The organism is Corynebacterium lowii (assembly GCF_001412085.1).
In the GTDB taxonomy this organism is placed as follows: Bacteria; Actinomycetota; Actinomycetes; order Mycobacteriales; family Mycobacteriaceae; genus Corynebacterium; species Corynebacterium lowii.
On the sequence record NZ_LKEV01000002.1, the window covers coordinates 299,842 to 312,353 of the forward strand.

At 60.0% G+C, this 12,512-nt stretch carries 11 protein-coding genes and 1 riboswitch; all 11 genes read right to left on the reverse strand.

The window, feature by feature from the left end; all coding sequences use genetic code 11:
- Nucleotides 1-5: 5 nt before the first annotated feature.
- Nucleotides 6-746 carry a lysophospholipid acyltransferase family protein gene (locus tag Clow_RS04750; RefSeq protein ID WP_055177055.1) on the reverse strand — a complete coding sequence of 247 codons (741 nt, stop codon included), beginning with the start codon at nucleotides 744-746 and terminating at the stop codon, nucleotides 6-8.
- Between the two features lie 39 nt (nucleotides 747-785).
- A complete protein-coding gene (locus Clow_RS04755) occupies nucleotides 786-1,751 on the reverse strand; it encodes an ROK family protein (RefSeq protein ID WP_055177057.1) in 966 nt (321 codons plus the stop codon).
- Nucleotides 1,752-1,791: 40 nt separating this feature from the next.
- A complete protein-coding gene (locus Clow_RS04760) occupies nucleotides 1,792-2,928 on the reverse strand; it encodes a glycosyltransferase family 4 protein (protein ID WP_055177060.1) in 1,137 nt (378 codons plus the stop codon).
- A 22-nt stretch (nucleotides 2,929-2,950) separates the two neighbouring features.
- Nucleotides 2,951-4,201 (reverse strand): NlpC/P60 family protein, encoded by a 1,251-nt coding sequence (locus Clow_RS12050; protein ID WP_055177064.1) that lies wholly within the window; start codon nucleotides 4,199-4,201, stop codon nucleotides 2,951-2,953.
- A gap of 225 nt (nucleotides 4,202-4,426) precedes the next feature.
- Entirely contained in the window at nucleotides 4,427-5,077 is a 651-nt protein-coding gene (locus tag Clow_RS04770; protein WP_055177067.1) for a C40 family peptidase, read from the reverse strand.
- 10 nt (nucleotides 5,078-5,087) lie between these two features.
- A riboswitch (cyclic di-AMP (ydaO/yuaA leader) is annotated at nucleotides 5,088-5,288 on the reverse strand.
- Between the two features lie 573 nt (nucleotides 5,289-5,861).
- Nucleotides 5,862-7,481: a cytochrome bc1 complex cytochrome b subunit gene (gene qcrB, locus Clow_RS04775; RefSeq protein WP_055177071.1), complete on the reverse strand. Its 1,620-nt coding sequence runs from the start codon at nucleotides 7,479-7,481 to the stop codon at nucleotides 5,862-5,864.
- Nucleotides 7,481-8,701: a cytochrome bc1 complex Rieske iron-sulfur subunit gene (qcrA, locus tag Clow_RS04780; protein WP_055177075.1), complete on the reverse strand. Its 1,221-nt coding sequence runs from the start codon at nucleotides 8,699-8,701 to the stop codon at nucleotides 7,481-7,483. The genes qcrB and qcrA overlap by 1 nt, the downstream gene beginning before the upstream one ends.
- Nucleotides 8,698-9,585: a cytochrome bc1 complex diheme cytochrome c subunit gene (qcrC, locus tag Clow_RS04785; protein WP_211256927.1), complete on the reverse strand. Its 888-nt coding sequence runs from the start codon at nucleotides 9,583-9,585 to the stop codon at nucleotides 8,698-8,700. Before qcrC ends, qcrA begins: the two co-directional genes overlap by 4 nt.
- 70 nt (nucleotides 9,586-9,655) lie before the next feature.
- On the reverse strand, nucleotides 9,656-10,270 hold the full coding sequence (ctaE, locus tag Clow_RS04790) for an aa3-type cytochrome oxidase subunit III (protein ID WP_082418523.1): 615 nt from the start codon (nucleotides 10,268-10,270) through the stop codon (nucleotides 9,656-9,658).
- Nucleotides 10,271-10,730: 460 nt separating this feature from the next.
- Nucleotides 10,731-11,162, reverse strand: a complete 432-nt coding sequence (gene ctaF, locus Clow_RS04795) for an aa3-type cytochrome oxidase subunit IV (RefSeq protein WP_055177080.1) — start codon at nucleotides 11,160-11,162, stop codon at nucleotides 10,731-10,733.
- Between the two features lie 17 nt (nucleotides 11,163-11,179).
- Nucleotides 11,180-12,256, reverse strand: coding sequence for an aa3-type cytochrome oxidase subunit II (ctaC, locus tag Clow_RS04800; protein ID WP_055177083.1), 1,077 nt, complete (start codon nucleotides 12,254-12,256; stop codon nucleotides 11,180-11,182).
- Between the last annotated feature and the right edge of the window lie 256 nt (nucleotides 12,257-12,512).

The following is a 12,512-nucleotide window of genomic DNA, read 5'->3' on the forward strand; positions in this document are numbered from 1 at the left end:
CTCACTCAGGAGAAGGAAGGTTCCGCACCGCGCGGGTAGCCGTGGCCTGCTTCTAGAGATTTCTTCACCTCAGAGGCGTACATATCCACGTACTCATAGCCCGTCAGTTCCACCAGGGTGTGCATGACGTGATCGGTCAGCACCCGCACCGCCTCCTGGGAATCCGGCTCTAGGCCCTGCTCTTTCACGTAGGCGATCGGATCAATCGGCTTGCCCACTTTCATCCGCACCTTCTTGGGGCGCAGCAGCCAGGAGCCAATGGGGTTGGCATCGCGGGAGCCAATCATGCCCACCGGAATGATCTTCTCACCGGTAGCCAGGGCAATGCGCGCCATGCCGGTGCGGCCGCGGTAGATACGTCCATCGGGGGAACGGGTGCCCTCCGGGTAAACGCCAAAGAGATCGCCGCGATCAAAAACCTTCTGGGCCGCCTTATTCATGGTTTCTGCCGCGCCCGCCTCATTGCGGTTCACGGCCACCTGCCCCACCGAGGTAAAGAACCAGCTCTGCATGCGGCCCACCACGCCGGGGGTGGTGAAGTATTCGGACTTCGCGGGGAAGGTGATCTGGCGCGGGCACATCAGTGGGAAGAAGAAGGAGTCCATCACGGACTGGTGCGAGGAGGCCAAAAGCGCAGATCCCTTGGTGGGAATATTCTCCAGCCCCTCAATTTCCGGGCGATTCCACACGCGCAAGAATGGGCCAAACAGGATGTACTTGAAGGTCCAGTACCACTTATTGTGCATTGCTCGTCCTCCATCAACGGGGTTGGTCTTATCCGATGGCTAACCGGCCACAAGCCCCCGGGCCAAATCGGCTACGCCAATCATACCCGCATCGGCGCCCAATTCTGCGGTGGCTACCCTCGCTAGGGGGCGATAACCCGTTCCCACAATCTGTGAGGAGAATTGTTCTCGCGCCTGATCCAGGTATAAATCAGCGTCGCGGGAAACCCCGCCGCCGAGCAAAATCAGCTCGGGATCGAGCACATCGGCCACGATGGAAAGCCCCCGGCCAAGCCAAGTGGAAAACTCCTCGACCACGGCCATGCCCGCGGCGTCGCCCTCGCGGGCTGCCTTCATGATCTGCAAACCATCCACGGAGGTGGGATCGCGGCGCACCTGCGCGGCCAGGGCAGAGCCGGAAAAACGGCTGCGGTGCACCAATTCCACCGCCGAATCCATAAGCGCCGTGCCCGAGCAATAGCGCTCTAGACAGCCAAGCTTGCCGCAGGGGCAAGGCCGTCCCCCCGGAACCACCGTGAGGTGACCAAACTCCGGGGCCGTTCCATAGGCACCGCGAAAAATCTCCCCCTTGGTCATCAGCGTGGCACCGATTCCCGTACCCACTGCGAAGAGCACCCAGGTATCCACGCCGCGCGCCCCACCAAAGCGATATTCTCCCCAGGCGGCGGAGTTAGCATCGTGCTCCAGGCGCACGGGCAGGCCCAGACGCTCCTCTAAGATCGCGCGCACGGGGGCGTCGCGCCACGGCAGGTGCGGGGCAAAGCGCACCACCTCGCAGGAGGGGTCCAGGAACCCAGCCACCGCCACGCCCACGGCGGCAATATCGTGGTCACGGCGCAGCAGCTCCACCAGGCGAGCGATACTCGCCTCCATACCCGCAGCGTCGCGCGGGGAGGGCAGCGAGCGGGCGTCGATAATGCGCCCACGGTCATCGACCACTCCGGCGCGCATATTGGTGCCACCGATGTCGAAACCCACGGTGAGGCTACTCGACGTCTCGGACATGGCTTCTCGCCTCCGTCACACTGGCTTCTAGATAACCGTCTCAGTATAGAGGGCTACCCAGAAGGCTCCGCAATCGCTCTCCCATGATCTCCCAGGTCCAATTCTCTTCCACGTAGCGACGCCCCGCCTCCCCCATCTGCGCGCGCCGCTGCGGGGAGGCCAATATAGCCACCAGGGCGTCGGCTAGCTCCCGTTCATCATTACCGCGCACCACGATTCCCGATTCCTCGTTCACCGTCTCCGGCGCACCCCCAGAATCCCCTGCCACCACGGGAATACCGCAGGCCTGGGCTTCCAGGTACACGATACCCAGCCCCTCCACGTCGAGGCCGCCACCGCGCGTGCGGGCGGGCACCGCCGCGACGTCGGCAGCCCCAAGGAGTTCCACCATCTCGGCAAAGGGCAGGGAGCCGGTAAAAATCGCAGAGGGATCGTAGCGCCGCGCCAGGGTTTTGAGGGTGGCCTCGTAGCGCCCCTGCCCCACAATCACCAACTGTGCCTGGCCCAGTTCCGCGCGTACTCGCGGCATGGCCCGCAAAAGTTGATCTTGCCCCTTGCGCGGCACCAGACGGGAGACGCACACGATAAGCGGCACCCCCTGCGCTATCCCCCAGCGCTGACGCACCCGATCTTTAGCTGCGACGTCAAGGGGCCGAAAGACCTCCACGTCTACCCCCGAGGGCAAATGCGCGAACTCCGGGCCCTGCCCGAAGGCTCGGCGGAAACGCCCCAAAGTGTAATCGGAGATATAGGTGACCACATCGGCGCTGCGCCCAATGCGGCTCAATACCTGGCGGCTGCCCGGCAACATCGACCACCCCACCTCATGCCCGTGGGTGGTGGCGATAACCCGCTGCGCCCCGGCCTTCTTCGCCGCCGCCCCCATCACCGCCAGCGGGGCCGCGGCCCCGAACCAGACGGTGTTAATCCCCCGTTGCCGAATCAACTCGCACATGCGGCGCTGCGTGGCCGGGGTAGGCAGCATGACCGACCGCGGCCAGCGCACCACCTCGTAGGGGACCTCGGCGTCGTGCTTCTGCGCCGCCTCCGCGTCCTGGGTAGAGGCAAAGACCACGATCTCCTCGGGGTTCAGCAGAGAAACAAAGTCCCGCAAATATGACTGAATCCCGCCTACGCGAGGCGGGAAGTCATTAGTTACCAGCAGCGTTGTGGGCATAGCCCCACTGTAATCGGTATCCCTAGAAGCGTGCGGCACCAGCCCACGGCATAGAATCCACATCAACCACCTGCACCGGAATACCGTAATCGGAAGCATGCACGATCTTGCCGTCACCGATATACATGCCCACGTGCGTCACACCGGGGTAATAGCCCACGACGTCGCCCGGCTGAAGCTGATCGCGGCTCACCGGAGTGCCGCCAGCCAGCTGCGCCTGGGACGTGCGCGGCACCGTCATTCCCTGCTGCTGGTAGGCCCAGTAAATCAGGCCGGAGCAGTCAAAGGCATCGGGACCCGTGGCACCCCAGCTGTACGGGGCGCCGATCTTGGAGAGGGCGGCCTGCACGGCTCCCAACGCCGAGCCCGAACCCGTGGGCACGCTGGAACCCTGCGAGGAGGAACCCGTGGAGTTAGAAGAGGAGGTGCTCGGAGCCACCGGCCCCTGCTTGGGAGCTTCCTCTGCCGGTGCGGAACTAATCTCCTCCGCAGGCTCTTCCACGGATTCCGTGACGATGGAGGAAAGCTCGGCGGGAGCCTCGGGGGTTACCTCCTCAACGGTCTCCTCAACCACCTGCTGCAACTGCTCGGTGATGATCTCAATGTTGATCTGCTGAGGCTTATTCTTCTCTTCCCAGCGCTGACGCTGCTCCTCGTTGAGAGAATCAATGCGCTCCTTCACCTCGCGCACCTTGGCCTCTAACTCATCTTTTTCCTCGCGCAGGCCTTCAAGAGAATCTTCGAGCTTCGCGCGCTCATACTTAGCGGCCGCTGCCTCTTCCTCTGCATCATCCTGAGCGCTCAAGGCCTTCTGCGTCGCCGCGGCAAGATTGCGCACCACGCCATCCGCCTGCCGGGAAAGCGTGCCCAAATACGTGGCGCGATCAATAGCGTGCTGAGGATCATCCGCACCCAGCGTGCTTACTTCACGGTTCAAGTTCGACAAGCGATAGCGCGAGCCGGCCAACTTATCGAACTCTTCCTTGGCACGCTGCTGCTGCTCCTGCGCTTCCTCAGCGAGCTTCTCCGCAGCATCGGCGGCTTCTTGGAGGCTATCGACCCGCTCTGTTTCCTTATCCAGGTCATCTTCGAGCTGTTTCACCTCCTCATTCTTTGCCGCCGCCTCGCGGGATAGTTTCTCCATCGAGGCGATGAGATCATCGGTCTCATCCGCCTGAGCCACGGAGGCACTGCTGACGGTAAGGGCAAGGACGGTACCAGTGCCAATAAGCAAACGCTGGGTATAGCTCACGGCGCGACGCGGCTTAAACACGCTTGAACTCCATGTGAAGAGAGGAAGGATAACGAAAAGAACTATAGCGGGCCAAGGGCCATTCTGCTAGCGGGGCGCGAAAAAATCTTTCAAGGATCTCCGCCACTGAGATGGACCTCAACCTTCCTGCACAAAAAGGCCCCAAACCTCTTGATTGCTAAGGGGTTTGGGGCGATCGCTGCCTAGACCAACCACCACATATCGGCGGCGAGTGGCACTTTCAGCTTAGAAACGCACCGCGGAGTGGAAGGGCATCATATCCAGCGGACGCTCTGCCACCGGGGAACCGGAATTGAGGGCATCAATAATCATGCCGTTGCCCACGTAGATTCCCACGTGGGAAGCTCCACCATAGAAGGCCACGATGTCACCGGGCTGCAAGTCACCGTAGGCCACCGGAGTACCGGAGGAAGCCTGGGCCTGAGAGGTGCGGGGGATGGACTTACCCACCTGGGAGTAAACCCAGGAGGTGAAACCGGAGCAGTCGAAGGCGTTGGGGCCCGCAGCACCATACACGTAGGGGGAGCCAATCTTGGCGCGAGCGACGTCCACGATGCTCTGCCCGTTGGAGGAGGACGGAGCCTGCGGAAGGAAAGAAGCCTCTTCCGCACCCTCAGCCGGTGCAGCCGGGCTGGACAGCTCGGAAACGGCAGCCGGAGTGAACTCCGCCGGAGCCTGGGCGTTCTGGTCCTGCACGTACTCATAGCCCGGCAGGTTCTCCAGACCCGGAACCTCAACGGAGAAGTCCGTGTTGGGGACGGTCAGGGTGGCGGCGTTAGCGGCAACCGGGGCTACCGCGGTGGCTCCTACAGCGAGGGCAGAGGCCGCTGCAAAACGACGGGCAGTGGCGTTGTCCTGCCTACGGTGCTTAGTCACGAATGATCTCCAAATCTTCCTGTCATGCCTACCGGGTTAGCTGTCGAGTGAGGAAACGGAAGCTCCTCCCCTCAGTCCATCCGATCCTTCCCCACCGCTCAGTGCGGCTTAAGAAGTTCCAGACTCTCCCGAGGGGTAAACCCCAGAAGCGAGTGGTTCCCCGGCCCCCTGGAGAGCCTTTGCTCTCCGAGGGATTCGGCTTTAGTTTTCAGTTCATGCACTTGCTCCAGGGCGCTGCCCCGCTGCAATGTCTCAATTAGGTTACGAAACGGCCACAAAACTTGTCCAGTCGCCACGCCACCGGAGCATCGTTACCGAACCGTTATCAAAAAGATACTGAAAGTTTCCCTAGCGCCATCTTCAAGACACAAAGACGTCTCTTCTCCATCCGGAAAACTCAATAAGTGCAGGTCAACGGAAAATTATCCAAGGCCAGCCCGTCACCCCACGCTCCCTTGCCCCGGAAAAATCCAGGAAAGGCTAAGGTAAAAATATCGGCTATGTGACCTTTGACACATAGCAAAATGGTGGCTCTCATACGTCCCTATAACCACACATATAACAGTATGCCGTGCACTGCCTAGGGCTCGCCAAGTAGCTCCACGCATGGACAGTTCTGGTCACGGCTCCACGTACGGCATCACCCGTAACACACAGTGCTCTCCTACAAGGAGGAATCCTGCTGTGCTACCACCACTGACCCAATCTCCCCCTACGCCCCCTACGACAAGAAGGAGGCCCCGCGCCTGTGACGCGGGGCCTCCTTCTCTCTAGTATCTAAGGCCTATTCGCCAGAACGACGATCCTTCTCCTCATTGGCCTTATTGAGGTTGCTCAACATCTGAGTCTCCTCATGATGGTTCTCCTGCGCAATCTTGCGCTTGCGCTCCTGGATCCCCTCGGGATCGGGAGAGAACACACCGTAGGACTCGGAATCGGCAAAGCCCAGTTCATTGAGCTGCTTGGGCACCTTGGCGCCAGAATAAGGCAGCGGAATGGCGTGACCGTGCTCATCCACTCCCCCAAGCGGCTGGTGCACCTCGATGAAAGCACCATTGGGCAGCTGCTTGATAATACCGGTCTCAATACCGTGCTCCAGCACCTCGCGGTCAGAGCGCTGCAAACCGATGCAGATGCGGTAGGTGATGAAGTACGCCAGCGGCGGGAGCACCAGCAGACCGATGCGGCCAACCCAGGTCATCGCGTTCAGCGAAATCTGGAAGTGGTAAGCGATGAGGTCGTTACCACCAGAAAGCGTGAGCAGGATGAAGAAGGTCAGGCCCATCGCGCCGAGTGCCGAGCGAACCGGCACGTCGCGGGGACGCTGAAGCAGGTTGTGGTGAGCGTCGTCGCCAGTGATCTTCTTTTCAATGAAGGGGTAGGCGAAGAGCAGCGCCACCATTGCGCCCGCCAGGAGAGCTACCCAGAACACACCCGGAATGGTGTAGTTACCCAGGTACAGCTCCCAGGCCGGCATAACACGGGCGGCACCGTCCGTCCACAGCATGTAAATATCGGGCTGGGAACCTGCGGAAACCTGCGAGGGGTTGTACGGCCCCAGGAGCCAAATGGCGTTGATGGTGGTCAGACCGGCCATGAGGGCCAGCACACCGGCAGTCAGCAAACCGAAGCCCACCGACTTCACCGCGAACACCGGCATAATGCGGATACCCACCACGTTCTGCTCCGTGCGGCCAGCACCCGGGAATTGGGTGTGCTTCTGGTACCACACCAGGGCGAGGTGCGCGGCGATGAGACCCAGCAGAATACCGGGGATAATCAGCACGTGGGCGATGTAGAAGCGATCCAGCATGATCTCGGAGGGGAAATCGCCACCGAAGATCAGCCAGTGCAGCCAGGTACCCACGATCGGCAGGCCCACGATGATCGCGGACATAATGCGCAGACCCACACCGGAGAGCAGGTCATCCGGCAGGGAGTAACCGAGGAAGCCCTCGGCCATACCCAGCACGAGGAGGGTGCAACCGATGATCCAGTTCGCCTCACGCGGACGGCGGAACGCGCCGGTGAAGAAGATGCGCAGCATGTGAGCCACCATCGAGAACATGAACATCAGCGCAGCCCAGTGGTGCATCTGGCGCACAAACAGGCCACCGCGCACCTCGAAGGAGATGTTCAGCGCGGTTTCATAGGCGCGGGACATCTCCACGCCCTTGAGCGGAAGATAAGCGCCGTCATAGATCACCTTGGTGATCGAGGGGTCAAAGAACAGGGTGAGGTACACGCCCGTGAGCAGCAAAATGATGAAGCTGTACAGGGCAATCTCACCGAGCATGAAGGACCAGTGAGTAGGAAAGACCTTGTTGATCTGCGGGCGCAACAGGCCCGAGATGGTGTATCGCTCATCGACGTTATTGCCAATGTGGGCAAGTTTATTACTCATTATGACTTACGCTCCCAGAATGCCGGGCCAACGGGCTCAACGAAGTTGTCCTTGGCGATGAGGTAGCCTTCCTCGTCCACCGTGATCGGCAGCTGCGGCAAGGCACGGGCGGCCGGACCGAACACCGGCTTGCCATAGTGGAGGGCGTCGAACTGCGACTGGTGGCACGGGCACAGAATACGGTTCGTCTGCGCCTCGTACAGCGAGGTGGGGCAACCGATGTGCGTACAGATCTTGGAGTAGGCGTAGTAATCGCCGTAGTGGAACTCCTCCTGCCCTTCGCGCTCGATGACCTTAGCGGCGTCGGCGGAACGCAGGCGGATCAGCATGACGGCGTTACGCGGGCCGTGAATGGAGTGCATGTGGTTGGTGTACACATCGCGCTTGGGATCGTAGCGGTCCCCATCGTTCACGTCCTCGTCCGCCAAGGGGAATACCGTCTCCATCGCGGCGGCATCCAAATCCTCCGGACGCATGCGCACCAGGCGGGAAACACCCTCGGTGGTCATGTGCGTGCCGGTCTCGCCCTTGTGTTCCTCGGCCACCGCACCAGTGTCGCGGCCAAGGTACAGCTTGACCCCGTTCTCGTGCAGGGTCCAGCCGGAGGTCCACAGAGTTCCGTCACCGTTATAGTTCAGTTCGTGGCGCTTCCAGGGGTTCTTCACCATGCCGCCGAGCGGAGCCACGACGATGAGGCCAGCGAAAACGGCACCGGCACCCAGCAGGCCCTGCATTGCTTTACGACGCCCCAGCGTGGAGGTAGTCCACGCATCGTTGAGGAGGGCCGTCACAGTGCGGCGGTCGATCTCATCCGAGGGACCGTCGTGGCGCTTCTGCACCGAAATCTCTTCAGGAATAAAGGACTTCACATACTGAACGCTGAAGATACCCAGGCTCAGAATGCACAGGCCAGCGGTGAGGCCTAGCAAGGGGGTGTAGAACGTGTACTGCCACAGCCCCTCATCGCCCAGGCCCTTGTACTGCCACGGCCAGAAGAGGTAGGTGGCCAGGAAGCCTGCGCCGGAAAGAATCGCAATAATGAGCCACACGTTCAGCGTGCGGGCGGCACGCTTTTCTGCGGGATCATTGGGAACCGGGAAGCGCTCTTTACGATACGCCACCGTGACGCCATCGAGCTCGGTGCCCAGACGTGCCAGTTCCTCATTGCTCATGGACTTGAGCTGCTGTTCCGTATATTCGTGATGCTGTGCGTTACTCATGAGCGCGTTCCAATCCAGATAGCGGCGGCGATGAGCGCCACGATGCCAACGAACCACACAAAGAAGCCTTCCGACACCGGACCCAGGCCACCCAGCGACCAACCACCGGGGCTCGGGGTTTCCTTGGCCGACTTAATGAAGGCGATGATGTCCTTCTTCTCGTCCGCGGAAAGCTGGCGATCAGAGAACTTCGGCATGTTCTGCGGACCGGTCAACATGGCCTGGTAGATCTCCTGCTCATTGGCGGGATCCAGAACCGGTGCGTACTTACCAGAGGAAAGCGCACCGCCACGACCGGTAAAGTTGTGGCAGGAGGCGCAGTTCAGGCGGAAGAGTTCCGAGCCGCGAGCAACGTCGGCGGGGTCAATCTTGCCGTCGTAGTTAGCGCCGCGCAGTTCCTCCATCGCAATGGAGCCATCCTCGTTATAAACGAGTTCCGGGCCGCCACCATTAGCCGCCACGTAAGCAGCCATAGCGAGCGCTTGCTGCTCCGTGTAGCGCGGGCGCTTACGCTCCGCCTGGGCGTCGTTAGACATCATGGGCATGCGGCCAGAGTGCACCTGGAAGTACACCGAACCTTCACCCACGCCGATGAGGGAAGGACCGCGATCCTTCACGCCCTGGAGGTTCGCTCCGTGGCAGGTGATACAAGCGACATCGTAAATGTCCTTGCCCTCTTGGATCAGAGCCTGATCGTCTCGGCTAGCGGAGGCCGTCTGAGCATCGGGAGTGAGTGCACTGGCCAACACACCAGCGCCCGTGAGGCCGATGGTGAGCGCAAGCGCCCCACCGGCGGTCCGGCGCATCTTGCGACGGTTCCGGACCTTCTTAGCCGAGGCGGAGGAATCCTGCCGCTCGGTGTTATTTGGGTTGGTATCCATCATTTCCCTTTTTCTTTGTGCGGGGTCATGGAGGCATCAGGGGAATCCAGGTGCAGTGTCTGGATCGTCTCCCCTAATGAATCACATAAACGACCACGAACAGACCGATCCAAACGACGTCAACGAAGTGCCAGTAGTAGGACACCACCATGGCTGCCGTTGCCTGCGCGGGCGTGAACTTCGACTTTGCTACGCGCAGCAGGATCACCACGAAGGCAAGCACACCGGCCAGCACGTGGGCAGCGTGGAAGCCCGTGGTGATGAAAAAGACCGAAGCGAACACACTGTTCGAGATGGTCACCCCATTCATAATGAGGTGTGCGTACTCGTATCCCTGGAGGCAAAGGAACACCACCCCCAGCAAGATCGTCAGTGCATACCACTTACGCAGCCCGTATACATCACCCCTTTCCGCCGCAAAGACGCCGAACTGCGAGGTCACAGAGGAGGTAACCAGGACGACGGTAATCATCAACGCGTACCACACGTTGAGATGTTCGGCCTGGTGTGCCCAGTCCCCAGACTGGCCATTAGCTCGCGAGGTGAAATACATCGCGAACAGTCCGGCGAAGAACATCAATTCCTGCGACAGGAACACAATCGTGCCGACGCTGACCATATTGGGGCGGTTCAGCGTCGGTACACGCTGCGGTGCTGCCGTGCCTGAGTTTGAAATTGCGCTCGTCACGCCTATTAGTATGACTGCTCAATCCATAGAAGTCACTTCGGCTCCCCCGCCCTTTTCAGGCTCAACCGGGCCTATCTCCAGACTTTCCATCCACACCCCTCCTCCACCCCTCGCCCGCCGCCTCTCCCCGTACCCCTATCAATGCAGGTCACCGCAACAGCGAGTAGATAGAGCGAAAAGTCCTGGTAGCCACACTTAACGCAAAGACCCAACCAAGCACATACCGCGGCTCCATACACAGTTCCCAGGGGAGACATAACTCACAAAAAGCGAGGCCCATTCCCCCTTCGGCTCAAACTTTCGGATAACCCCCGGCACTCATCCTTTTTATCGAAGCCTCAGATTTCCGCACACAGCACCCCACCATTGCCCAGTATTCTTTTTGCTGAATTTTTCAGATAATAAAACAAACCTCATCGCGATTACCGCGATGAGGCAATTAATGGAGAAACGTAGATCTCTAGTGCTTTTCCCTTGGCTGACCGTACTGGAGGCTCAACTTCGTCGTCGTGTAGATGAGAAGAACCGCACCCAACGCGATCATCCACCACTTCAGATAGATAATTCCCAAGCCCAGCACGAGGATGGCGCCGGACATCGCCGCCGGCCAGATCGAACTGGGGCTAAAGAAGCCCAGGGTTCCCGCCTTATCGGCAACCTCGGCCTCCTCCCAATCCTCGGGAAGAATATCCACGCGGCGCTCAGTGAAGTGCAGGTAACCACCCAACATTGCGGTCAAGGCGGCAGAAAGAACCAATCCCACAACTCCGGCCCATTCCGTACCGTGACGGTAGCCGTCATCCTGGACGTACGTGGTGGCAAGAATGTAGATCACTGCCATGACAACCAAGAAGGCCGTCATCGCGTACATGATCTTAGTACTTGATTTCATGATGCAGCTCCTGCGCCTTAGGCGTTGTTGTCCACGTAGTTGTCACCGTCGCGGGTATCGCGATCGGAGTTGAAGGGATGCGTGCTGGTGGCATACGGCTCTTCACCAATAGCCTTGAGGGCATCCGAGTTCGGTGCCTCCGGGTTCGCCGTACGGAAAGCCATGTACTCACGGAACTGCTCCGGGGTCACCACGCGCAGCTCAAAGTTCATCATGGCGTGGTAGGTACCGCACATCTCAGCGCAGCGGCCCACGAAGGCGCCTTCCTTTTCAATTGCCTCGACCTGGAAGGAGCGCTCCTGCTGGTTGGACTCGGGGTGAGCATAAGCGTCGCGCTTGAACAGGAACTCGGGAATCCAGAAGGAGTGCGAAACATCTCCGGAGGCAAGGCGGAACTCAACCGGCGTCTGGCTCGGGAGCACCAACACGGGAACCTCTTCCGTGGTACCCAAGGTCTCCACGGTGTTGTAGTTCAGGTAGGACATATCGCGCTTGGACTTACCGTGAATCGGGTTATCCCCATCGGGATTCACCTGCGTCTCATCCGCCAAACGCTGACGCTCCGCATCGGTGCCCACATAGTCCTGGCCATTGGGCATCAGATTGCCGTCCACCTCGGCGTAACCGAACTTCCAATTCCACTGGAAAGCGGTCACGTCCACGGTCACCTCGGGGTTCTTATCCAAGGCGGTGACCTTCTGTTGCGTCTGCACCGTGAAGAAGAAAATGACCATCACGATCACAACCGGCAGCGTGGTCAGCACAAGCTCCAGAGGAATGTTGTACTGAGTCTGGCGGGGGAACTCTCCCCCACCCTTCTTCTCGGCACGCTTGGCACCCCATCGGAAGATAGCGGTGAGGAACAGACCCCACATGATGATGCCGATGATCCATGCCGCAACCCATACCCAGACCCAGAAGTTGCCCATAGCGGTAGCCTCCGGGGTAATTCCCTCGGGCCAGCCCATGCGCAGCAAATGATCCACGGCTTCTGGCGGAGCAACATCACAGCCGGACAAGGCGAGACCCGCAGCGGCAACGATGCCACCCAGGGCTACCTTCCGGCCGCGGCCTGCTCGATTTCGCTGTTCCACGTGTGTCTGCCTTTCCTTCCACACAGCTTTTAAGAACACTGCGGTTCATTCCTAACCAGCAGGATAGCCGATGAGAGTCCTGAAACCACGCTGAACCCCTCCACCTTTCTTCACAGCATGGTCACAGAATATCCCTATAAGAAGGGGATCCCACTGGCCCGAGGCCTTTTTTACTGGACAGCACCCTAATTCACTGTGGCATACCCCTCACCAAAGATCCATCGAAAGTTGTCACCCGTTCGGGGACGTCGCTTAG